At 70.5% G+C, this 21431-nt stretch carries 21 protein-coding genes; 3 read left to right on the plus strand and 18 right to left on the minus strand.

Features of this window, described 5'->3' with window-relative positions:
• Positions 1–60: 60 nt before the first annotated feature.
• The 15 genes from BSY19_RS18725 to BSY19_RS18795 all read right to left on the minus strand — a co-directional run bounded on the left by BSY19_RS18725 (position 61) and on the right by BSY19_RS18795 (position 16722).
• Positions 61–1497: a LysM peptidoglycan-binding domain-containing M23 family metallopeptidase gene (locus BSY19_RS18725; RefSeq protein ID WP_083247698.1), complete on the minus strand. Its 1437-nt coding sequence runs from the start codon at positions 1495–1497 to the stop codon at positions 61–63.
• Between the two features lie 116 nt (positions 1498–1613).
• On the minus strand, positions 1614–2276 hold the full coding sequence (locus BSY19_RS18730) for a protein-L-isoaspartate O-methyltransferase family protein (RefSeq protein WP_069057238.1): 663 nt from the start codon (positions 2274–2276) through the stop codon (positions 1614–1616).
• Between the two features lie 60 nt (positions 2277–2336).
• Positions 2337–3098, minus strand: coding sequence for a 5'/3'-nucleotidase SurE (gene surE / locus BSY19_RS18735; RefSeq protein ID WP_069057239.1), 762 nt, complete (start codon positions 3096–3098; stop codon positions 2337–2339).
• A 214-nt stretch (positions 3099–3312) separates the two neighbouring features.
• Positions 3313–4617, minus strand: a complete 1305-nt coding sequence (gene serS, locus BSY19_RS18740; protein WP_069055465.1) for a serine--tRNA ligase — start codon at positions 4615–4617, stop codon at positions 3313–3315.
• 224 nt (positions 4618–4841) lie between these two features.
• Complete coding sequence (tatC, locus tag BSY19_RS18745) at positions 4842–5666, minus strand: twin-arginine translocase subunit TatC (protein ID WP_069055466.1); 825 nt, start codon at positions 5664–5666, stop codon at positions 4842–4844.
• Positions 5663–6184 carry a Sec-independent protein translocase protein TatB gene (gene tatB, locus BSY19_RS18750; RefSeq protein ID WP_069055467.1) on the minus strand — a complete coding sequence of 174 codons (522 nt, stop codon included), beginning with the start codon at positions 6182–6184 and terminating at the stop codon, positions 5663–5665. Before tatB ends, tatC begins: the two co-directional genes overlap by 4 nt.
• A 44-nt stretch (positions 6185–6228) precedes the next feature.
• Positions 6229–6471, minus strand: coding sequence for a twin-arginine translocase TatA/TatE family subunit (locus BSY19_RS18755; protein ID WP_069055468.1), 243 nt, complete (start codon positions 6469–6471; stop codon positions 6229–6231).
• Between the two features lie 67 nt (positions 6472–6538).
• A complete protein-coding gene (locus BSY19_RS18760) occupies positions 6539–7582 on the minus strand; it encodes an ABC transporter ATP-binding protein (protein ID WP_069057240.1) in 1044 nt (347 codons plus the stop codon).
• Between the two features lie 232 nt (positions 7583–7814).
• Positions 7815–8426, minus strand: a complete 612-nt coding sequence (gene scpB / locus BSY19_RS18765; protein ID WP_083247950.1) for an SMC-Scp complex subunit ScpB — start codon at positions 8424–8426, stop codon at positions 7815–7817.
• A gap of 65 nt (positions 8427–8491) precedes the next feature.
• Positions 8492–9322: a segregation and condensation protein A gene (locus BSY19_RS18770; RefSeq protein WP_069055470.1), complete on the minus strand. Its 831-nt coding sequence runs from the start codon at positions 9320–9322 to the stop codon at positions 8492–8494.
• Positions 9323–9381: 59 nt separating this feature from the next.
• Positions 9382–10392 carry a beta-N-acetylhexosaminidase gene (nagZ, locus tag BSY19_RS18775; protein ID WP_069055471.1) on the minus strand — a complete coding sequence of 337 codons (1011 nt, stop codon included), beginning with the start codon at positions 10390–10392 and terminating at the stop codon, positions 9382–9384.
• A gap of 168 nt (positions 10393–10560) precedes the next feature.
• Positions 10561–11655 carry a TRAP transporter substrate-binding protein gene (locus tag BSY19_RS18780; protein ID WP_069055472.1) on the minus strand — a complete coding sequence of 365 codons (1095 nt, stop codon included), beginning with the start codon at positions 11653–11655 and terminating at the stop codon, positions 10561–10563.
• Positions 11656–11881: 226 nt separating this feature from the next.
• Entirely contained in the window at positions 11882–13579 is a 1698-nt protein-coding gene (locus BSY19_RS18785; RefSeq protein WP_069055473.1) for an SPOR domain-containing protein, read from the minus strand.
• Between the two features lie 99 nt (positions 13580–13678).
• The gene (argS, locus tag BSY19_RS18790) at positions 13679–15439 is read right to left on the minus strand and encodes an arginine--tRNA ligase (RefSeq protein WP_069055474.1); all 1761 of its coding nucleotides are present in this window, start codon (positions 15437–15439) and stop codon (positions 13679–13681) included.
• 35 nt (positions 15440–15474) lie between these two features.
• Complete coding sequence (locus BSY19_RS18795) at positions 15475–16722, minus strand: deoxyguanosinetriphosphate triphosphohydrolase (protein ID WP_069055475.1); 1248 nt, start codon at positions 16720–16722, stop codon at positions 15475–15477.
• Positions 16723–16820: 98 nt separating this feature from the next.
• Here BSY19_RS18795 and BSY19_RS18800 point away from each other — a divergent pair, with 98 nt between their 5' ends.
• On the plus strand, positions 16821–17171 hold the full coding sequence (locus BSY19_RS18800; protein ID WP_442856658.1) for a HesB/IscA family protein: 351 nt from the start codon (positions 16821–16823) through the stop codon (positions 17169–17171).
• A 119-nt stretch (positions 17172–17290) separates the two neighbouring features.
• On the opposite strand, the gene BSY19_RS18805 is transcribed toward BSY19_RS18800, so the two are convergent.
• Entirely contained in the window at positions 17291–17905 is a 615-nt protein-coding gene (locus BSY19_RS18805) for a cold-shock protein (RefSeq protein WP_069055476.1), read from the minus strand.
• A gap of 181 nt (positions 17906–18086) precedes the next feature.
• Here BSY19_RS18805 and BSY19_RS18810 point away from each other — a divergent pair, with 181 nt between their 5' ends.
• Complete coding sequence (locus BSY19_RS18810; RefSeq protein ID WP_069055477.1) at positions 18087–18719, plus strand: LysE family translocator; 633 nt, start codon at positions 18087–18089, stop codon at positions 18717–18719.
• Positions 18720–18722: 3 nt separating this feature from the next.
• Here BSY19_RS18810 and BSY19_RS18815 read toward each other — a convergent pair whose 3' ends face one another.
• Together BSY19_RS18815 and BSY19_RS18820 are read right to left on the minus strand one after the other, a co-directional pair.
• Positions 18723–19178, minus strand: a complete 456-nt coding sequence (locus BSY19_RS18815) for a DUF3429 domain-containing protein (protein ID WP_069055478.1) — start codon at positions 19176–19178, stop codon at positions 18723–18725.
• A 103-nt stretch (positions 19179–19281) separates the two neighbouring features.
• Positions 19282–20037, minus strand: a complete 756-nt coding sequence (locus BSY19_RS18820; RefSeq protein WP_069055479.1) for an SIR2 family NAD-dependent protein deacylase — start codon at positions 20035–20037, stop codon at positions 19282–19284.
• Positions 20038–20153: 116 nt separating this feature from the next.
• Between BSY19_RS18820 and BSY19_RS18825 the strand changes: the two genes are divergently transcribed.
• Positions 20154–21338 (plus strand): aminotransferase, encoded by a 1185-nt coding sequence (locus BSY19_RS18825; RefSeq protein ID WP_069057242.1) that lies wholly within the window; start codon positions 20154–20156, stop codon positions 21336–21338.
• Positions 21339–21431 lie beyond the last annotated feature (93 nt).

Here is a 21431-nt window from a genome sequence, read left to right on the forward strand (position 1 = left end):
CACCCCGCCTTGTTCCGACCGGTGGGGTCTCGCGGAGACCGGTCGAAGATAAACCCGTGATCAGTTGTTGAGATAAGGCGTCGGATCGACCGGCGCCGAACCCTTGCGCAGCTCGAAATGCAGCTGCGGCGAGGAGACGTTGCCGGTCTGGCCGGAGCTGGCCACGACCTGGCCGCGCTTGACCGTGTCGCCGCGCTTGACCTTGAGCTCGCCATTGTGGGCGTAGGCCGAGACATAGCCGTTGGGGTGGCGGATCAGCACGAGATTGCCGTAGCCCTTCAGCTCGCTGCCGGCATAGGCCACGGTGCCGCTCTCGGCGGCCTTGACCGGCGTGCCTTCCGGCACGGCGATGTTGATGCCCTCGTTGCCACCGCGACCGGAGAAGCCGGCGATGACGCGGCCGCGGGCCGGCCAGCGGAAATCGGCCTTCTCGCCGCCCTCCTCGGCCTTGGGCAGGCTGGCGGTCGTGGTCGGCTCCGCCTCGGCCTTCGGCACGGCCGTGGCCTTGGGCTCGGCGGCCGGCGCGCTGGCGACGACGACCGGCTTGGCCTTCTCGGCCGCGGCCGGGCGGGCGGGCTGGGCCTGGGCGACGGCCGGCTTGGCGGCGGGAGCGGCAGCCACAGTGGCGGCGGGCTTTTCGACCTTGGCGGCAACCGCCGGCTTGGCGACGGCGGCCGGCGCAGCCGCGGTGGGCGTGCCGGCCTTGGCCGCGGCCTTCGCCTTGGCCTCCGCGGCGAAACGGGCGCGCGATTCGCGCATCGCCAGCGCGTCGGCCTCGGCCTTCGCCTTGGCTTCGGCGGCCGCCTGCGCCTTCGCGTCCGCAGCGGCCTGGGCCCTGGCGCGGGCGTCCGGCACCGGCGCGGCGGGACGCGCCGCGGCGACGGAGGCCGCCGGCGCGGGGCCCGTGACGAAGCGCGACGCATCCGAGCGCGTCTCGGCCGGAGCCTGGGCGAGCTGCTGGCGCGGGACGGCCGGCATGGCCGCCGCCGCGGCTGGAGCCGACGCCGCGGCGTTGTAGACGGGGATCGTCAGCCGCGTGCCGGGCGCGACATTCGGGCTGGACAGGCCGTTGGCCGACATCAGCGCCGCCCGCGGCACGCCGTAGCGCGAGGAAATCGTGTCGAGCGTCTCGCCCTGGGCGAGGACGATCGGGCTGCCGCCCTGGGCCGACCAGCCGGCAGCGCTCCCGGCCATCGGCTGCGGCGCCGCGCTGCGCAGGGCGACGGCCGATTGCGGCGGCGGCAGGGGCTGCGAGCGCACCGCCGCGGTCGCCGGAGCCGGCGTCGCGTAGACGGGCGTGTTGGCCGAGCGGCTGATCGAGCCGGTCGTGGCCGGATCGCGGGCCGGGGCCTGCGCCGTCTTGAACGGGCTGTCGAAGGGCGTGTCGGTGAAGCGCAAGGTATCCGACGAGCAGGCGCTCACACCCAGCGCCAGGAGGCACGCCGTCGAAGCGCGCAGGACGAGACTGAACTTGACCGATCCGGCAGGGCTACGCATGGAACTGGCACTCGCAAACGACGCAACTCGATTGCCAGCATTAAAACCGTGTTCAGGTTACGAAAGCGTTTCGCTGCGCGACTCCGCGTTTGCTTTTCGATGCAACCGGCGCCGCCTCAGAGCGCCCGGGCCAGCCCCGACACCAGCGGCGGCAGTCGGACCGCCGGCCCCGGCGCATGGTCGAAGCTGCCATCGGCGAGCCGCGTGACCACGACGCGCCGCGCCGCGCCCGCCACCCGCATCGCGCCGACCAGGCGCCCGCCCGGCGCCAGCCGCGCCAGCAGCATCTCGGGAATGACCGGCGTGACGCCGTTGACGAGGATGCGGTCGAAGCGCCCCAGCGTCCGGTCGGGCTGGAGACCGTCGGCATGGCGCAGCTCGATCGCGCCCGCAAAGCCGCTGCCGGCGACGCGCTCCTGCGCGGCGAGCGCCAGCGTCCGGTAGCGCTCGAGCGAGACCACCGCCCCGCCCATCGCCGCCAGCAACGCCGTGACATAGCCCGAGCCGGTGCCGACCTCGAGCACCCGCGCCCCGGCCTGCAGGTCGAGCGCGGTCAGGAGCGCGGCGACCGTATGCGGCGCCGTCATCGTCTGGCCGCAGGGCAGCGGCACCGAGACGTCCTGCCGGGCCAGATCGGCGAAGCGGGCGGGCGCGAAGCGCTCGCGCGCGACCTTCTCCATCGCCCTGAGCACGGACAGATCGCGCACCCCCTGCGCCCGCAGCGACAGGAGGAAGGCGACGGTGCGCTCGCCCTCGCTCGCCGGCCGCTCCTCGGTCATGGCGTCGCCCTCGCCTCGCGTCATGTCAGGATGAGGGCTGAGGGTGTCATGCGCCGGCGCTCACGCAAACACCCGCGCAAACCGCGTCAGCGTCGGCTCATGGGTCAGGTCGAGTTCCAGCGGCGTCACCGAGATCTTCTTCTCGGCCAGCGCGCGCAGATCGGTGCCGTTGGCCGGCTCGCTCCTGCCCCGCGCAAAGGCGATCCAGAAATACGGATTGCCGCGCCCGTCCTGCCGCGGCTGGAGCTGCATCAGCTCCTGGTCGCGCCGGCCCTGCACCGTCACCGCCACGCCGGCGACCTCGTCGGGCGCGACATTGGGGAAGTTCAGGTTGAACAGGATCTCCTTCGGGATGCCCTCGTCGAGAATCCGGCGGATGATTCCCGGCGCATGATGCTCGGCGCAGTCCCAATGGATGTTCTCGCGTCCGCCCGGGCCGTAACCCTGGCTCACCGCGATCGAGGGGATGCCGAGCAGCGTGCCCTCCATCGCGGCGGCGATCGTGCCGGAATAGGTCACGTCCTCGGCGACGTTCTGGCCGCGATTGACGCCCGACAGCACGAGATCGGGCCGGTTCTCGATCATGATCGAGCGCACCGCCATGATCACGCAATCGGTCGGCGTGCCCGCGACCGCGAAGCGCTTCTCGCCGACCTGGCGCAGCCGCAGCGGGTTCGACAGCGACAGCGAATGCGCCACGCCCGACTGGTCGGTCTCGGGCGCGACGACCCAGACATCGTCGGAGAGCTGCGCCGCGATGCGCTCCAGAACCGCCAGCCCCTCGGCATGGATGCCGTCGTCATTGGTCACGAGAATGCGCATGGCGAGAACCTTCAGCAATCGGCAGCAAGAGAAAGGCGCGGGGAACCCCTCTCCCGGAGGGAGAGGGGCAGGGGTGAGGGGTCGGCCCCTGGACCAGCTTTGTGACGGTCTGATCTCAGCCGGCGCAGGCCAACGATAGCGGGCCTACACCTCACCCCTGCCCCTCTCCTTACAGGAGAGGGGTTCCCCGCGCCTGTTTCGGACAGGTGGCGGCTCACGCCTTCTCGATGCGCGTCACGCCGCGCATATAGGGCACCAGCACGTCGGGCACCGTGATCGAGCCGTCGGCGTTCTGGTAGTTCTCCATCACTGCGATCAGCGCCCGGCCGACCGCCGTGCCCGAGCCGTTGAGCGTGTGGACGAAGCGCGGCGCGCCGCCCTCCTTCGGGCGGTAGCGCGCATCCATCCGCCGCGCCTGGAAATCGCCGCAGACCGAGCAGGACGAGATCTCGCGATAGGTCTTCTGGCCGGGCAGCCAGACCTCGATGTCGTAGGTCTTCTGCGAGGCGAAGCCCATGTCGCCGGTGCACAGCGTCATCACCCGATAATGCAGGTCGAGCTTCCTGAGCACGGCTTCCGCGCAGGCGAGCATGCGCTCATGCTCCTCGGCTGATTTTTCCGGCGTGGTGATCGAGACCAGCTCGACCTTCTCGAACTGGTGCTGCCGCAGCATGCCGCGCGTATCGCGCCCGGCCGAGCCGGCCTCGGCCCGGAAGCAGGGGGTGAGCGCGGTGTAGCGGCGCGGCAGTTCCTCCTCGGAGAGGATCGATTCGCGCACGAGATTGGTCAGCGGGACTTCGGCCGTGGGGATGAGCCAGTGATCGTCCCCGGCACGAAACTGATCATCGCGGAACTTCGGCAGCTGCGCCGTACCGAACATCGCGTCGTCGCGCACCATCAGCGGCGGCATCACCTCAGTGTAGCCGTGCTCCTCGGTGTGAACGTCGAGCATGAACTGCCCGATCGCGCGGGAGAGCCGCGCGATCTGGCGCTCCAGCACGACGAAGCGCGAGCCCGAGAGCTTCGCCGCCGTCTCGAAATCCATCTGGCCGAGCGCCTCGCCGAGCTCGAAATGCTCCTTGGGCGCGAAGTTCTGGCCAAACAGCCGCCCGCCGGTCTTCTCGGGCGCCTCGCCATGCACCGACTTGACGACATTGCCGTGCTCGTCGGCGCCCTCGGGCACCTCGTCCTTGGGCGTGTTGGGGATCGCGGCGAGCGTGTCGTCGAGTTCGGCCTTGGCCGCCTTCTCCTGCGCCTCGAGCTGCGGCTGCAGTTCCTTCAGGCTCGCGACCTCGGCCTTGAGCTGCTCGGCGAGGGCCACATCCTTCGCGCCCATCGCCTTGCCGATCTCCTTCGACAGCGCGTTGCGGCGCTCCTGCGAGGCCTGGGCCTTCGCGATCGCCGCGCGGCGCGTGTCGTCGAGCGCCAGCAGCGAGTCCGAGAGCGGCGCGAGCCCCCGCCGCTTCAGCCCGGTGTCGAACGCCGCGGCGTTCTCGCGAATCCATTTGATGTCGTACATCGTCGTCAGGCCACGCCGTCAGAGGTCGGAAAACAGGCCGATGCTCTAGACCGGGACGGGCGCGGAGGGAACCACCTACATTGCGCTCGCACGGCGGCACCCTGCCCCGTCATGGTCGGGCTTGTCCCGACCATCCACGTCTTCGCTGGGCGAGACCTGAGTTCAAGACGTGGATACTCGGCACAAGGCCGAGCATGACGTGCAACGCACTCGAGGGCTGATCGCTACGCGCTCGGCGCGTCCGCGGCATCGTCAGCCGCCTGCTTGGCGGCGCGCTTCTTCTCGACATAGCCGACCGAGAAGATCGAGAGCTCGTAGAGCAGCAGCATCGGCACGGCGAGCATCAGCTGCGAGATCACGTCGGGCGGGGTCAGGACCGCGGCGACGACGAAGACGAAGACGATCGCGTAGCGGCGCTTTTCCTTCAGGAACACCGTGTCGAGGATCCCGGCCTGGCCGAGCAGGGTCAGGATCACCGGCAACTGGAAGGAGATGCCGAAGGCGAAGATCAGCGTCATGATCAGCGAGAGATATTCGCTGACCTTGGGCAGGAGCGCGATGCCGGCCTGCCCGTCGGTGGCGGCCTGCTGCATGCCGATGGAGAACTTCATCAGCACCGGCATGGCGAAGAAGAACACCATCGCCGCGCCCGCGACGAAGAAGATCGGCGTCGCCGCCAGATAGGGCGCGAAGGCCTGGCGTTCGTTCTTGTAGAGCCCCGGGGCCACGAATTTGTAGATCTGCGTCGCGATCACCGGGAAGGCGAAGAAGCCCGCCCCGAAGGCCGCGATCTTGATCTGGGTGAAGAGATATTCGAGCGGCGCGGTGTAGATCAGCTGGACGTTCGCGCCCGGCCCGGCCGCCCAGACATAGGGCTGGACCAGGATGTTGTAGATCTGCGTCGCGAAGGCGAAGCAGATGAAGAACATCACCAGGAAGGCGACCAGCGACTTGATCAGCCGCGAGCGGAGCTCGATCAGATGGTCGATCAGCGGCGCCCGGGAGGCCTCGATCTCGTCCTCGCCCTCGCGCGGATTGGCGACGCTCATGCCGCGCTCCCTTCACCGGGCTCGGCGGCCGCGGTCTTGCGCTTGCGCGGGGTCTTGACCGGCGCGGGCTCGGAGGGCTCTGCAGCGGGCTCCGGCGCCGCGGCCTGGGCCACGGGCGCGGCCTCGGCAGGTGCGATCTCGGCAGATGCGATCTGGGCAGGCGCGATCTCGACCGGCGGCAGCGGATCGGGCGGCGGCAGCGCGGCGAGCTTGGCCTCGGCCTCCTTCAGCGCCGCATCGTCGAGCCCGGTCGAAGCCGGCATCTCGATCGGCTTGAAGTCGGTGTTCATCGCACTCGAGACCGTGCCGCCGACGTCCTCGACCTGCTTCTTCAGGTCGTGGAGCTCGGCTTCGCGCATGGCGTCGTTGAACTGGCCCTGGAACTCGGACGCCATGCGCCGAATCTTGCCGACCGCCTGACCGACGGTCCGCATCGCCTTCGGCAGGTCCTTGGGGCCGATCACGACGAGCGCGACCGCCCCGATCAGCATGAATTCGCTCCAGGCGATGTCGAACATCGACAGTTCGTCCTCTCAGCCTCCCGCGAACGGAAGGCCAGGCCTCAGGCCTTGGTCTCGGCCTTCGCGGGCGCGGAAGGGGTGGCCTGCGCGTCGATGATCTTGGGATCGGCAGGGGTCGCGGCGGTGGGCGCCGGCGGAGGCGTCTCGTCCTCGGCCATGCCCTTCTTGAACGACTTGATGCCCTTGGCCACGTCGCCCATGAGCTCGGAAACCTTGCCGCGCCCGAACAGCAGCATCACGATGACGCCGACGACGATCCAGTGCCAGATGCTGACGCCACCCATGGCGGACTCCCTCAATTCGAATGTTGCCGGGGGATTGCGACCCCGGATCAAGCTGTTGCGGCGGAACCTATGTGTCCCCCGCGGGGAACACAAGAACTTCGTCGGTCTGAATGTCGAGGCCGACATCGTCGCCCTCGGCCATCGCGCCCGCCAGCGATGCCCGCACCGAGAGCAGCCGGTCGAAGCCGTCGACCGCGATCAGCAGATGGTCGACCTCGCCGAGGAAGCGCCGCGTCACCACCCGGCCCGGCAGGCAGAAGCCCTTGGGCACGATCCGCACCGCATGCGGGCGGATGCAGGCCACGGCCTCGCTGCCCTCCGCCAGGCCCCGCGCCGGGAAGCGGCCAAACGGCGTGTCGACCGCCCCGCGCACGACAGGGCCGGCGACTTCGGTAAAGTCGCAGAAGAATCGGGCGGCAAAGAGACTGCCCGGCCGGCGATAGAGGTCCTCCCCGGTGCCGATCTGCACGATCGCGCCCGAGCGCATCAGCACGATCCGGTCGGCGATGCGCATCGCATCCTCGGGGTCGTGCGTGACGATGATCGAGGTCGCGCCCGTCTCGTGCAGCAGCGCCGCCGTCTCGTCGCGCACCACGTCGCGCAGGCGCCGGTCGAGATTGGAGAAGGGCTCGTCCATCAGCAGGACGCCCGGCCGCGGCGCCACGGCGCGGGCCAGCGCGACGCGCTGCTGCTCGCCGCCCGAGAGCATGTGCGGATAGGACTCCGCCAGATCGGCGAGACCGACGCGCGCGATCGCGCGGCGCGCCGTGGCGTCGACCGCCCCGCCCTCGCCCCGCCGCGCGAGCCCGAAGCGCACGTTCTCCAGCACGGTCAGATGCGGGAACAGCGCATAATCCTGGAAGACGAGGCCGACGCCGCGACGCTCGGGCTCGACGAAGCTCTCGGGCGAGGAGACGTCCCGCCCCTCCAGCAGCACACGGCCCGCGCTCGGCCGCTCGACGCCGGCGGCCAGGCGCAGAAGTGTCGTCTTGCCGCAGCCCGACTGGCCGAGCAGCGCCACGATCTCGCCGGGCTCGACCGAGAGCGACACGTCCTTGAGCGCCGTGACTGCGCCGAAGCGCTGCGTCACGCCGTCGAAGGCGAGCGCCATCGGGATGGCGGCCCCGGCCGTGCCCCGGCGCCCCCAGCTCAGCCAGCGCGATTTCGTCTCGTTGGCGACCAACGGATGCTCCGCCTCGTCTCTTGGAACGCGACGTCGTCCCGGGCGGAGCGAAGCGCAGACCCGGGACCCATGCCGGAACGGTTCAGGAATGGGTCCCGGGTCTCCCTTCGGTCGCCCGGGACGACGCGGCGGATGATGTGACAGCCGCCCTGTGCGGCGCTCAGCCGTTCTCGTCAAGCGGCGTGAACAGGTCACCGAGTGGGTCCTCGTCGGCGCGCAGCTCCGGATCGTCGTCGGGAACCGGCACGCTGAGGTCGCGCGTCAGCCGCCCCTCGATGAAGCCGGAGCCCTTCAGCTCCTCGAGCCCGGGCAGGTCGTCGATCCGGTCGAGCCCGAAATGATCGAGGAAACCGGGCGTCGTGCCGAAGGTCACCGGCCGCCCGGGGGAGCGGCGCCGCCCGCGCAGCCGCACCCAGCCGGCCTCGAGCAGGATGTCGAGCGTGCCCTTGGCGGTGGCGACGCCACGGATCTCCTCGATCTCGGCCCGCGTCACCGGCTGGTGATAGGCGATGATCGCCAGCACCTCGAGCGCCGCCCGCGACAATTTGCGCGGCGGCTCGGCCTCCGCGGCCAGCAGATAGCCGAGGTCGGCGGCGGTGCGGAAGGCATAGCCACCGGCGACGGGGCGCAGATTGACGCCGCGCGCGTCGTAGAACGCGGTGAGCCGCGCCAGGACCTCCTCGATCGCGACGCCCGCCGGCACCGAGCGCGCCAGCTCCTCGGCCGACAGCGGCTGGGCGGAGGCGAAGAGCAGCGCCTCGACGACCCGCATCGCCTGCGCGAAGGCCTCGGCCGCGCCGTCGTCGCTCGCCTCGGGAGCCTGCGCGGCGACCTCCGTCACGGGCCGTCCCCGCGCGTCAGCGGCAGGACCGGCGGGGCCGCCGAGCGGCGGCGCAGATAGAGCGGCGCGAAGGCGTCGTCCTGGCGCAGGTCGAGCACGCCCTCCTTGACCATCTCCAGCATGGCCGAGAGCGCGGACGCCCGCACGGTCGCCGCCATCTCGCGGGCGGGTAGCCCGTGCGAGGCCATGTAGCGCGCGAGATAGGGGTCGATCTGCGTCCAGTCGCCGGCCTCGCCGACCAGCCGCTGCAGCGCCTCGCGCGCCTCGACCAGCGACCAGACGACGCGCTGGCCGACCGAGATATGGCCCTGCACCCGCTTCATCCGCTGCTGGGCATAGGCCGAGAGCAAATCATAGAGCTCCGCCTCCCAGACCGGCCGGGCGCCGGCGACGACCGCCTCGGGTGCGCCGCGCGCGAACACGTCCTGCCCGAGCCGCTCGCGCGAGGCGAGCCTGCGGGCGGCGGCGCGGATCGCCTCGAGCCGGCGCAGCCGCAGCGCCAGCGAGGTCGCGAGATCGGCCGCGCTCGGCTCCTCGCCCCTGGGCGGTTCGGGCAGCAGCAGCCGGGATTTGAGATAGGCCAGCCAGGCCGCCATCACGAGATAATCGGCCGCGAGTTCCAGGCGCAGCGCCCGCGCCTGCTCGACGAAGACGAGATACTGCTCGGCCAAAGCCAGGATCGAAATGCGGTGGAGATCGACCTTCTGCCGGCGTGCGAGATCGAGCAGCAGGTCGAGCGGGCCCTCATAGCCGTCGACATCGACCCGCAGCGCCGGCTCGCCGTCGCGCTGTGGGCCGTCCTCCTCGAATGGCAGTTGTGCCGCCATGGCCGGCCATCCCCCTCCCGCCCCTGCGACACACGCGGGGGCGCCGCAGGTTCGACGGTTCAGCCGCCCAAGGCAAGCGCGCTCGCGAGCTGCGCGCGCGCAGCCTCGACATCGAGCGGCTCGGGCGCGTGGCGGATGCGGGCGAGCGCCATCGCGGCGCGGCGGGCGCGGTCGCCCCGCATCTCCGGCACGGCCCCGGCGATGGCGACCATCTCCTCCATGATGCCGTGGCAATGCAGCACGACATCGACCCCGGCCCGGATCGCCGCCCTCGCCTTCTGGGCGAAGCCGCCCGAGAGCGCCTTCATCGAGATGTCGTCGGTCATGATCAGCCCGTCATAGCGCAGCTCGCCGCGCATGATCTCGCGCACGACCTTGCGGGAGATCGTCGCCGGGTTTTTCGCATCGATCGCGGTGAAGACGACATGCGCCGTCATCGCCAGCGGCATGTCGGCGAGATGGCGGAAGGGCCGGAAATCATGCGCCCGCAGCGCCTCGAGCGAGGCCTCGACGACGGGCAGGTCGTGATGGCTGTCGGCCCGCGCCCTTCCATGGCCGGGCATGTGCTTGATCACCGGCAGCACGCCGCCGGCCAGGAGCCCCTCCGCCGCCGCGCGTCCGAGCTGGGCGACGCGATCGGGCTCATGGGCATAGGCGCGGTCCCCGATGACGTCGTGGCTGCCGGCCACGGGAACGTCGAGCACCGGCAGGCAGTCGACATCGATGCCCACCGCCTTGAGGTCATGCGCCATCAGCCGGGCGGAGAGGCGCACGATCTCGCGCTGCTGCAGCGGGTCGTTGATACCGAGGAAGGCGCGGGCGGCCGGATATTTCGGCCAGTGCGGCGGCGCCATGCGCTGGACCCGCCCCCCCTCCTGGTCGATCAGGATCGGCGCGTGCCAGCCCACCGTCTCGCGCATCTGGGCCGTCAGCGCCGCGACCTGGGCCGGGTCCTGCGAGTTGCGCCGGAACAGGATGAAGCCCCAGGGGCGAGCGTCGCGAAAGAACGCCCGCTCGTCCGGGGTCAGGCTCGTGCCGAGGCAGCCGGCGATGAAGGCGCGCGAGGTCATGATCGAGGGGTAGGAAGCACTGCGAGCGCGGTCAACCCTCTGCCGTCATCCTGGGCCCGCCGCGAAGCGGCGCGGCCCGGGATCCATCGGAGGGCATCGGAGCCCCAGGATGGATCCCGGACGACCTGCGGTCGCCCAGGATGACGGTTGAGGTTTGGACGAAACGCCTCAACGCATCTGCTGCGCCATCTGGGCGTTGAAGGCGTCGAAGGGCAGTTCGGCGACGCGGAACCAGAGGTTCTCCTTCTTCCAGTACGGCAGGAAGGAGTCATAGAACGTCTTGAACTCGGCGTTCTTGGAGGCAAGGTCGGCATACATCGCGAAGGCCTCCTTGAAGGCCGCCGCCATCACCTCCTGCGGGAAGGGCCGCAGCTCGGCGCCGGCACCGGCGAGGCGAATCAGCGCGTCGGGGTTGCCGTGGTCGTACTTCGCCACGCAGAGCGCGTTCGCCTCGGCGCAGGCCGCCTCGACGATCGCCTTGTAGGCCGTCGGCAGGGCGTTCCACTTCTCCAGGTTCACCAGGAAGCTGACATTGGCGTTCCCCTCCCAGAAGCCGGGATAGTAGTAGTACTTCGCGACCCGCTGGAAGCCGAGCTTCTCGTCGTCATAGGGCCCGGAGAACTCGACCGCGTCGAGCGTGCCGCGCTCCAGCGCGGGATAGATGTCGCCGCCGGCGATCTGCTGCGGCACGACGCCGAGCTTGGCCATGATCTGCCCGCCGAGCCCGGCGATGCGCATCTTCAGGCCCTTGAGGTCCTCCAGCGACTTGATCTCCTTGCGGAACCAGCCGCCCATCTGCGCGCCGGTGTTGCCCGAGGGAATCGTGTAGAGGCCCTGCTTCTGCATGAAGGCCCGGCACAGCTCGAGCCCGCCGCCTGCATAGAGCCAGGCGTTCTGCTGGCGGGTGTTGAAACCGAAGGGCAGCGAGGTCTCGAAGGCGAAGGCCGGGTCCTTGCCGATGTAGAAGCTCGACAGGGTATGGCTGCATTCGACCGTGCCGTTCTGCACCGCGTCGAGCGCCTGCAGGCCGGGCACGATCTCGCCGGGTGCGAAGACCTGGATCTGGAAGTTGCCGTCCGTCGCCTCGGCCACGCGCCTGGCGACCTGGGTCGAGAGCCCGAACAGCGTGTCGAGGCTCTTGGGATAGCTCGAGGTCAGCCGCCAGCTGATCTTGGGCTGCGACTGGGCGATGGCGGGCGCGGCGATGAGCGCGCTGCCGGCCGCGCCGCCCGCGGCGGTCTTGACGAAACGACGACGATCCATGGTGTCCTCCGGAAGGCATATTGGGTCTTGGCTCGGGCACCGCGCGCCGGTGGCGGACGATCGCGGCGGCCCATCGGCGGGGTGATGACATGAAAGCCGTGGCGAAACCACGGCGGTCCCGCCGGGGCCGCCCTGCGCCCGACGCGACGAAAAAAGCCGGCGGCACCCTGTGCCACCGGCTCGTTTCCTCGCCGCCACCGATGCGGTGGCAGCCGATGCTGCGGGATCAGTTCTTCGCGATGAAGCACTGTCCGCCGGCGGCCTGAAGCGCCGTGCACATCGATGTCGCATCGTCGCGGGAATAGGGACCGACGCGCAGGCGATAGACGGTCTTGCCACCGGCGAGCTCCGTCTTGCGGATGATCGGGGCCTGGCCGCCGAGCTGGCCCGGATATTTGCGCTGGAGCGCGGCAAATGTGGCGCGCGCCTCGGATTCGCTGCCCGGCGCGCCGAGCTGGACCACGAAATCGCCGGTGCCGCTGCGCACGGCGGCGGTCGCGGGAGCGGCCGGAGCCGGCGCGGCCTGCGGCGCGCTGGCGACCCGCACGGGCGCGGAGGGCGTCGCAGCCGGTGCCGCGGCACGCTCCTGGACCTTGGGCGCTTCGGCGGCCGGCGTGGCCGACGGGCGCGATGGCGTGGTGGCGGCAGCCGGGGCGGACGTCGGAGAGGCCGGGACGATGCCGGCCGGACGCGCCGGCGGCGCGGAGCCCGTGGCGAGCGGAACGGCGCCGTTGGTGTAGCCGGCCGTGCCATTGGCCGGCGGGGCGGGCGTGCCGTCCGGGCGGATCGAGACGGTGCGGACGCGGCGCGGCTCGCCGAGGCCCGGAACCGGCGGGACCGGCGTCAGGGCCGGCTCGGCGGGTGCGGCCACGGGAACGGCCGAGGCGGGCGCCTGGGCCAGCGCATTGCTGGCCGCCGGGGGCGCAGCGGGGGTGGCGGTCGCCGTGCCCGGACCCGGCAGGACCACGCGCGTCGGCAGCGAGCGGGCCGCCTGCTGCACGTCGACCGGCTGCTCCTCGCGGCTGACCACCTTGGTCTGGCCGGACTGCTGGTCGCCGGGCCGCTCATAGATCTGCTTGTTCTGGTTGGGGATTTCGGCGCCGCCCGGATTGACCGGCTCGACCTTCGTCGGTCCGGTCGCCGCCGTGATCGTCGGCGGCAGGCCATCGCTGGTCTTGGGCGTGCCGCGCATCGACATCATCGCACCGGCACCAACCACGCCGACGACGATCAGCGCCGCCGCCGCATAGAGCCCCTTGCGCGAACGGCGCGGCTCGAGATCCGGCATGTCCTCGTCGGCGGGAACCCCGCCCTGATAGGCCTGCATGTCCTCGGGAGGCGGTGGCGCATAGGCGGCATGGACGTCGCGCATCTCGTCGAGATCGCGCGCCGTCGGCACGGACTCCGGCACCGCGGCCCGGAGATAAGGTTGCGGCTCGGAACGCTCGAAGCCCTGGTTGACATCGTCGAAGCGCGGCTCCGCGCGAACCGGGGCGACAGCCGGCTCGGACCGGACGGGCTCGTTGCGGCGCAGCAGCGCCTCGAACTCGTCGAGCGCACCGCGCAACTCGGCCGGCGGCGGCGACTGCGCGGCAACGGCCTGGAAATGGCTGACGGCGTCGAGCGGAACATCGCCCGCTGGCGCAGCCGGGCGTACGGCCTCGCGGGTCGCGCTCAAAGGCGAAGGCGAAGGCTCGGGGGCAGACCCCGGCGCCTGCCAGGAGGCAGCGGCCCGCTGCTGGCTGGCGGACGGGCCGCGCTGACCGAAGATATCCTTCAGCGGATCGCCCTGGTCGACGATGCGCGTCAGTTCCGCCAGCGGATCGGCCGGCTGGCCGGAGCGCGGCGCCTGGCCGGCACTGCGCAGCTGGCGCTCGAGATCCTCGAGGTCGAGGGCGAAACGGTTTCTAGCTGGCTCACTCATGGCACGATCCATTCCAGCGCAGGCCGCCAGCGCGAAAGGGAACGCCCTCTCCGCCGCGCGGTCAACCTGACCTTGTGCGCGCCGAGAGCCCTGCGGCCGTCAACGCATCTCTTCCGGCGCCGCAACTCCGGCGACAGCCAGACCGGAAGCAAGGACGCTGCGCACGGCATGCACAAACGCCAACCTCGCCACAGTCGACTCTCGATCAGTTTGATTAACGAACCGTAATTGCGGCGAGTCTTTGCCCTTGTTCCATAAGGAATGGAACGCGCTGGCCAACTCATGCACGAAGAAGGCCACGCGATGTGGCTCATGCGCCGTCGCGGCGCCTTCGATGATTCGCGGATAGGCGGCGATCAACTTGACGATACCCACCTCGGCCTCGTCGGTGAGGCGCGCGAGATCCGCCTGCGCGAGGGCGGCCGGCGACACATCGAGATCGGGATACGCCTCGCGCGCCTGCCGGAAGATCGAGGCGCAGCGCGCATGCGCATACTGGACGTAGAAGACCGGATTGTCCTTCGACTGCTCGACCACCTTGGCGAGGTCGAAGTCGAGCGTCGCGTCGTTCTTGCGGAAGATCATCATGAAGCGCACCGCGTCGCGGCCGACCTCGTCGATGACCTCGCGCAGCGTGACGAAATCGCCCGAACGCTTCGACATCTTCACGGGCTCGCCGTTGCGCAGCAGCTTGACGAGCTGGCACAGCTTGACGTCGAGCGCGCCCTGCCCCGCCGTCACGGCCTTCACCGCCGCCTGCATGCGCTTGACGTAGCCACCATGGTCGGCGCCCCAGACGTCGATCATCTGGGGAAAGCCGCGGGTGAACTTCGAGCGGTGATAGGCGATGTCGTTGGCGAAATAGGTATAGCTGCCGTCGGACTTCAGCAGCGGCCGGTCGACATCGTCGCCGAACTGGGTGGCGCGGAACAGTGCCTGCTCCCGGTCCTCCCAATCCTCGTCCTTCTGGCCCTTGGGCGGCGGCAGCCGGCCCTGATAGATCAGGTCCCGGGCGCGCAGATCCGCGATCGTCTCGGCGACGGCGTCGACGCCGCCATCGTTCTGCAGCGAGCGCTCGGAGAAGAAGACCTGATGGACGACGCCGAGCGCGGCGAGATCGTCCCGGATCATCGCCATCATGCCGTCGATGGCAGCCGCCCGCACCAACGGCAGCCATTCAGACTCCGGCTTCGCCAGCAGCGCCTCGCCATGGGCCTTCGCCAGCGTGTTGCCGACCGAAACCAGATAGTCGCCGGGATAGAGCCCCTCGGGGATCGTGATCGTCTCGCCGAGCGCCTCGCGATAGCGCAGGAAGGCAGAGCGGGCGAGCACGTCGACCTGCGCCCCGGCATCGTTGATGTAGTATTCGCGCGTCACGTCATGGCCGGCGAAGGCGAGGATATTGGCGAGCGCATCGCCGAAGACGGCGCCGCGGCCATGGCCGACATGCATCGGCCCGGTCGGGTTGGCCGAGACATATTCGACATTGACCCGGGGATGGGGCTTCGGCGCGCCGCGCCCGTAATCGAGCCCGCGCTCGACGGCATCCTTGAGGATCGCGGTGAAGACGGAGGGCTGCAGCGTCAGATTGATGAAGCCCGGCCCCGCGATCTCCGCATTGACGATCTCGGAGTCCTTGCCGAGCTGCTCGACCAGCAGCGCCGCCAGCGCGCGCGGGTTGGTGCCGGCCTCCTTGGCGAGCACCATCGCGGCATTGGTGGCGAGATCGCCATGAGCCGGATCCTTCGTCGGCTCCACCACGACGCGACCGAGATCGAGCCCGGCGGGCAGCGCCCCGCGTTCGGCGAGCGCCGCGAGCGCGGCGGCGACACGGGCGGAATAGGTCTCGAACAGGTTCATTGCGGCCAGGATCTGCTGAAAGGGAGCGCCCGGCCCTATCGCAGCGTGGGGGTTGCGTCAAACAGGCGCCGATGCTCGTCGAGCGCGTACCAGTCGGTCATGCCGGCGATGTAGTCGGCCACCCGCCGCGCCAGGCGGGGCACGTCGAGGCCGTCGCAGCCCGCGGCCCAGTCGGCCGGCATCAGGCCGGGATCGGCCCGGAAGCGCGCGAAGAGGTCGCGCACCACCTGCGCCGCGTCGCGGCGGATCGGCGCGATGCGGGCGTGGCGGTACATGTTGGGATAGAGGAAGGCCTTGATCTCGGCATCGGCCCTCGTGATCGCATCCGGAAAGGCGATGACCGGCCGCCCGGCCCGGCGCACCGCATCGGCGTCGGCCGGGGCCAGCGCCGCCAGCAGGCTTTGCGACTCCGTGATCACGCCCTCGACGAAGCGGGTGATCACCCGCCGAACCAGTTCGTTCGTCGCGCGCGCGGTCTCCAGCCCCGGATGCAGGGCCTCGATCTCGTCGAGCAGCCCGGCCAGGAAGGGCACCGCCCGGAGTTCGCCATGGCCGAAGAGCCCGGCCCGCAGGCCATCGTCGATGTCATGGGCGTTGTAGGCGATGTCGTCGGCGAGCGCCGCCGCCTGCGCTTCCGCCGAGGCGTAGGTGTCGAGCCAGAGATCCTGCCGGTCCTGGTATTCGACGATCGCGGCGGGGATTCCGCCCCGCGCATAGCGCTCGGTGGGCGAACCATCGCCGGTGAGCAGGGGGCCATTGTGCTTGACCAGCCCCTCCAGCGTTTCCCAGGTCAGGTTCAGCCCGTCGAACCCGGCATAGCGGCGCTCCAGCCGCGTCACGATCCGCAGCGTCTGGGCGTTGTGGTCGAAGCCGCCGACCGCGGCCATGCAGTCGGCCAGCGCATCCTCCCCGGTATGGCCGAAGGGCGTGTGGCCGAGATCGTGGGCCAGCGCCAGCGCCTCGGCGAGGTCCTCGTCGAGCCCCAGCGCCCGCGCCAGGGCCCGCGCGATCTGCGCCACCTCGATCGTATGGGTCAGCCTTGTGCGGAAATGGTCGCCCTCATGCGAGACGAAGACCTGCGTCTTGTGCTTCAGCCGGCGGAAGGCCGTCGAATGGATGATGCGGTCGCGGTCGCGCTGGAACGGGTTGCGCGTCGGCGAGGCCGGCTCCGCGATCAGCCGGCCCCGGCTCGTCGCCGCCCGGCAGGCATAAGGCGCGCGCCAGCGATCGCCGGGTTCGCGCCCGTGAGGCTCGCCGAAGGCGGGGATCTGTGGATGCGGCATGGCGGGTCCGTCGCCGCCCCCGGCTTGTAGAGGGGCTGGCGCGCAATTACCTTTGCGGGCAACCAAGGTGCAAGGAGCTTCTGCTCCGGGAGATCGCCATGACCACTTCTCTCGAAGCCCCCCTGAGCCGCGTCGCCGTGACCCAGAAGGCGGCCAGCCGCATCCTCGCCGTGATGGCGACGGAGCCGCCCGGTTCCATGCTGCGCGTCAGCGTCGCCGGCGGCGGCTGCTCGGGCTTCCAGTATGTCTTCGACGTCGACCGCGAGAAGGCCCCGGGCGACTTCGTCATCGAGCGCGACGGCGCCACCGTGCTGATCGACGAGACCTCGCTCGACCTGCTGGCCGGCAGCACGATCGACTTCGTCGACGACCTGATCGGGCAGTCCTTCAAGATCACCAACCCGAACGCGACGAGTTCCTGCGGCTGCGGGACGTCGTTCGCGCTGTAGGACAGGCGTCTACCGTCATTGCGAGCGCAGCGAAGCAATCCAGGAGCCGTCGAACGGGCCCTTCTGGATTGCTTCGCTGCGCTCGCAATGACGACGCGTAAACCGCGACGGACGTCAGCTCAGTGCGAGCTCGGCGCCCCGCCCTGCTCCAGCCGGATCTCGGCGGCCATCAGGCCCTTCGGCCCGGGTCCGTAGCGCACCAGCACGACCTGACCAGGAATCAGCTCGACGAGCCCGTAGCGGCGCATCGTCTCCATATGGACGAAGACGTCGGGCGCGTTCTCGCCGGCCGAGACGAAGCCGAAGCCGCGCAGCCGGTTGAACCACTTCACCGTCATCCGCTCGAGCCCGCTGGTCGGCGTGACCTGGACGTTGGTGCGCGCCAGTGGCATCTCGGCGGGATGGCGCGCGGCGGTGGTGTCGATCGACAGAACGCGGATGGCCTGGCGGCCGCGCGGCTTCTCCACCGCTTCGAGCACGATGTGAGCGCCTTCGGCGATCGCGTTGAAACCATCGCGCTTCAGGATCGTGACATGGACGAGGACGTCGGCCCCGCCATCCTCGGGCACGACGAAGCCATAGCCCTTGCTGACGTCGAACCACTTCACATAGCCGCTGAGTTCGACGCCGACATCCGCAGCGAGGCCCTCGGGCCCGTCGAGCCGCATCACGCGATTGAGCGACTGGATCGGTCCCACCGGCCGCCGCCCGCCCTCACCGAACTCGTCGGACATTGACTACCCACCCCCGCGCGAAATGGCTTGATTCGCTCCGTCACGATACCATTCCCGGGGAGTCGCGATACAGCCGGCTTCGCGTCATCCACATCCGCGATCGGCCAAAACACCATGCGAGGCGGGGCCGTCCCATGCGATAGAGGGCTCCCGAGTCGACCCTGCAGCGACGAGGATCGCCATGCCCGATTTCGCCACCCTCGCACTCTTCACCGCCGCCTGCGCGGTGCTGACGGCCACGCCCGGCCCCGACATGCTGCTGATCGCCTCGCGCAGCCTCGGTCAGGGCCGCGCCGCCGGCTTCCTGACCTATGCCGGCATCGCCACGGGGAGCTATCTCCAGGCCTTTGCGGCAGCCTTTGGCCTGTCGCAGCTCTTCCTGCTGGTTCCGGCGGCCTATGACGCGCTGCGCTTCCTTGGCGCGGCCTATCTCGCCTGGTTGGCCTGGACGACGCTGCGCGCGCCCGCCGCCCTGTTCGCGCCGCGCGCCGACCAGCCCCCGCTCCGGCTGCGGGCAATCTTCCTGCAGGGGATGCTGACCAACCTGCTCAACCCCAAGATGGCGCTGTTCATGCTGGCGCTGCTGCCGCAGTTCCTGAAGCCAGAAGCCGGCGCGATCGCCCTGCAGGTGATGGTGCTGGCGACGATCCTCAACCTGGTGGGGCTGATCGTCAACGGGCTGGTCATCCTGACGGCGGGAAGGCTCGGCCGGGCGCTCGCCGCCCGCCCGCATCTGGCGGCCTGGCCGCAGCGGCTGATGGGCGCGGTCTTCGGGGCGCTGGCGCTGCGGCTGGCGCTGGCCTCGCGCGATTGAGGCTCAGGCCGCGGCCGCCGCCACACCGAGCAGCACCGCCACCGCAGCCGACAGGCCGAGACGCAGCCGGCCATACCATTCTGGCACGACATCTCGGCAGTACAGGCCGTAATCCATCAGCCCGAGCAGGATGAAGGAGACGCACAGCGTCCAGAGCGCCGCGCCCGGCGCCAGCAGCGCCGCCGCCCAGCCGATCAGCGCCGGCACCACCGCGATGATGAAATCCCGCCGCTGCGTCGTCTCGCTCTCATAGCCGATCGCGATGCCCCAGCGCACGCCGCCGAGGAATGAGAGGATCGCGACCCCGTAGACGATCAGCGCCTGGGACAGGCGCTCGCCGCCGCCGATGCCCGGCACGGCGAAACCGGCCGCGAGCCCGGCGGTGCAGGCCAGGAACGGGATGACCCCGGCCGCGCCGAGCGCGAGGGCGGCGGAGGGGATGGTCTTCTCGCTGGACATGGATCGCCTTGCGACTGCGGACGGGAACTCCCCGCTCGCATAGCTGTTTTTGCCGCCGCCTCAAGCCCCGGCGCCCGCGCGGGGCCGAAAGGTCGCAGGGGCGTCAGCCCGCCAGCGGGCCGAGCGCCGCGCCGATCTCCGCCCGCACCACCAGATCGGCGATGGCGTCGAGCTCCGTCGGCTCGCGGTTGACGATGACCAGAGTCGCCTCCCGGCGCTTGGCGATGACCGGCAGCGTCGCCGCCGGATAGACCACGAGCGACGAGCCGAGGACGAGGAAAAGCTCAGCCTCCAGAGCCAGTTGCTGGGCCCGGATCATCTTGTCCTGCGGCATCGCCTGGCCGAAGGAGATCGTCGCGGATTTCACCGGCCCGCCGCAGGCGCCACAGTCCGGCGGCTCGCCCGTCGCCTCGAAGGCGGGGCGGATCTCGGCCAGTTCGTGGCGGCGGCCGCAGCCGAGGCAGGTCGCATAGGTGCCGTTGCCATGCAGCTCGATCACCTGCGCGTCGGGCACGCCCGAGGCCTGGTGCAGCCCGTCGATGTTCTGGGTGATGATCGCGGGCGACCGGCCCTGCCCGACCAGCCGGGCCAGCGCGCGGTGCCCGGCATTGGGCGCGGCACCGGCATAGTGGTCATCCATCGCGAATTTGCGCCGCCAGGCCTCGGCCCGCGCCTCGCGGCTCTTGACGAAGGCCTGGAAGGGGATCGGCTTGTTGACCATCCAGGGCGAGCCGGCCGAGCGGAAATCCGGGACACCCGATTCGGTCGAGATGCCCGCGCCGGTGAAGGCGACGATGCTGCCGGCGGCGTCCAGCATCGCGTGCAGCGTCTCGATGGCGTCCTGCGTCCCGTCCGGCATGCGTGCTCCCTGGCCCGAGGGAGGATACGGCGCCGCGAGGCCCGTAGCCAAGCGCAGCCCGGCTCGGCGCGAGGGCCGATTGACGCAGGCCCGGCTGCGTCCCAATGCTGCCGGCCATGGCCGACATGACGCTCCCCGCCTTGAACCCCGACCTCCTCGACACCGCCACGCCGCCAATCCCGCAGGCGCAGGGCTGGGCGCGCGCCTATGACGGGCGCAGCGGCCCGCTGGTCGACCTCTCGCAGGCGGTGCCGGGCTCGCCGCCGCCGGCCGCGCTGCTGGAGCGGCTGGCGCAGGCGGCTGCCTCGCCCGACGCCACGCGCTACGGCCCGATCACCGGCGACATGCCCCTGCGCGAGGCCTATGCGGCCGAACTCGCCAGGGTCTATGGCGCGCCCTTCAAGCCGGGCGAGGTCGCCATCACCTCGGGCTGCAACCAGGCCTTCGTCATGACGATGATGGCGGTGGCGCGGGCCGGTCAGAACGTGCTGCTGCCGACGCCCTGGTACTTCAACCACGAGATGACGCTGCGCATGCTCGGCATCGAGGCGCGCCCGCTGCCCTGCGATCCGGCCGCCGGCTTCGTGCCCGATGTCGCGACGGCCGAGGCGCTGATCGACGCCGGCACGCGCGCCATCGTGCTGGTGACACCCAACAATCCGACAGGCGCGATCTATCCGCCCGCCACCATCGCCGCCTTCGCGGAGCTGTGCGCGCGGCGCGGTCTCTGGCTGGTGCTCGACGAGACCTATCGCGATTTCCTGCCTGCCGGCGCTGCCACGCCGCATGAGGTCTTCGCGACAACGCCCTGGCAGGACTCCGTCATCGGCCTCTACAGCTTCTCCAAGGCCTACGCCGTGCCGGGCTGGCGCCTGGGCGCGATTACGGCGGGCGAAGCGGTGATGGCCGAGATCGCCAAGGTGCTCGACTGCGTCCAGATCAGCCCCGTGCGGGCCGGCCAGGCGGCCGTGACCTGGGGCATCGAGGGCATCCGCGACTGGCGCGAGGCCAACCGCGCGCAGATCAACGCCCGCGCCGCGCTCTTCCGCGAGGCGATGGCCCCGCTCAACGACTGGCGCGTGCTCGCGGCGGGCGCCTATTTCGCCTATGTCGCGCATCCGTTCCCCGGCGTGCCGGCGGCGGATGTGGTGCGCGCCCTGGTGCAGGAGCGCGGCGTGCTGGCCTTGCCCGGCCCCTATTTTGGCCCGGGCCAGGAGCGGCATCTGCGCATCGCCATCGCCAATGTCGCGGCCGACCGGATCGGCGCGCTGAGCGAGCGGCTGCGCGGGTTTACGCTCTAGCGCCCGTCATTGCGAGGAGCGCAGCGACGAAGCAATCCGGGGAGACGTCGAGCGCGCGGCTCTGGATTGCTTCGCTTCGCTCGCAATGACGGG

It is taken from the genome of Bosea sp. RAC05, from assembly GCF_001713455.1.
Taxonomy (GTDB): Bacteria; Pseudomonadota; Alphaproteobacteria; order Rhizobiales; family Beijerinckiaceae; genus Allobosea.

Bases quoted from the DNA above. Each gene is read 5' to 3' on its own strand.
- BSY19_RS18760 (WP_069057240.1), bottom strand. From the start codon at position 7,582: ATGGCGCTCGCCTTCGACGGCGTGACGCAGCGCTTCGGCGCAGTCACG.
- BSY19_RS18725 (WP_083247698.1), bottom strand. From the start codon at position 1,497: ATGCGTAGCCCTGCCGGATCGGTCAAGTTCAGTCTCGTCCTGCGCGCT.
- BSY19_RS18810 (WP_069055477.1), top strand. From the start codon at position 18,087: ATGCCCGATTTCGCCACCCTCGCACTCTTCACCGCCGCCTGCGCGGTG.
- BSY19_RS18785 (WP_069055473.1), bottom strand. From the start codon at position 13,579: ATGAGTGAGCCAGCTAGAAACCGTTTCGCCCTCGACCTCGAGGATCTC.
- BSY19_RS18815 (WP_069055478.1), bottom strand. From the start codon at position 19,178: ATGTCCAGCGAGAAGACCATCCCCTCCGCCGCCCTCGCGCTCGGCGCG.
- tatC (WP_069055466.1), bottom strand. From the start codon at position 5,666: ATGAGCGTCGCCAATCCGCGCGAGGGCGAGGACGAGATCGAGGCCTCC.
- BSY19_RS18825 (WP_069057242.1), top strand. From the start codon at position 20,154: ATGGCCGACATGACGCTCCCCGCCTTGAACCCCGACCTCCTCGACACC.
- tatB (WP_069055467.1), bottom strand. From the start codon at position 6,184: ATGTTCGACATCGCCTGGAGCGAATTCATGCTGATCGGGGCGGTCGCG.
- BSY19_RS18780 (WP_069055472.1), bottom strand. From the start codon at position 11,655: ATGGATCGTCGTCGTTTCGTCAAGACCGCCGCGGGCGGCGCGGCCGGC.
- BSY19_RS18795 (WP_069055475.1), bottom strand. From the start codon at position 16,722: ATGCCGCATCCACAGATCCCCGCCTTCGGCGAGCCTCACGGGCGCGAA.
- scpB (WP_083247950.1), bottom strand. From the start codon at position 8,426: ATGCGGGTCGTCGAGGCGCTGCTCTTCGCCTCCGCCCAGCCGCTGTCG.
- surE (WP_069057239.1), bottom strand. From the start codon at position 3,098: ATGCGCATTCTCGTGACCAATGACGACGGCATCCATGCCGAGGGGCTG.
- BSY19_RS18755 (WP_069055468.1), bottom strand. From the start codon at position 6,471: ATGGGTGGCGTCAGCATCTGGCACTGGATCGTCGTCGGCGTCATCGTG.
- BSY19_RS18820 (WP_069055479.1), bottom strand. From the start codon at position 20,037: ATGCCGGACGGGACGCAGGACGCCATCGAGACGCTGCACGCGATGCTG.
- BSY19_RS18805 (WP_069055476.1), bottom strand. From the start codon at position 17,905: ATGTCCGACGAGTTCGGTGAGGGCGGGCGGCGGCCGGTGGGACCGATC.
- argS (WP_069055474.1), bottom strand. From the start codon at position 15,439: ATGAACCTGTTCGAGACCTATTCCGCCCGTGTCGCCGCCGCGCTCGCG.
- BSY19_RS18800 (WP_442856658.1), top strand. From the start codon at position 16,821: ATGACCACTTCTCTCGAAGCCCCCCTGAGCCGCGTCGCCGTGACCCAG.
- BSY19_RS18730 (WP_069057238.1), bottom strand. From the start codon at position 2,276: ATGACCGAGGAGCGGCCGGCGAGCGAGGGCGAGCGCACCGTCGCCTTC.
- BSY19_RS18770 (WP_069055470.1), bottom strand. From the start codon at position 9,322: ATGGCGGCACAACTGCCATTCGAGGAGGACGGCCCACAGCGCGACGGC.
- nagZ (WP_069055471.1), bottom strand. From the start codon at position 10,392: ATGACCTCGCGCGCCTTCATCGCCGGCTGCCTCGGCACGAGCCTGACC.
- serS (WP_069055465.1), bottom strand. From the start codon at position 4,617: ATGTACGACATCAAATGGATTCGCGAGAACGCCGCGGCGTTCGACACC.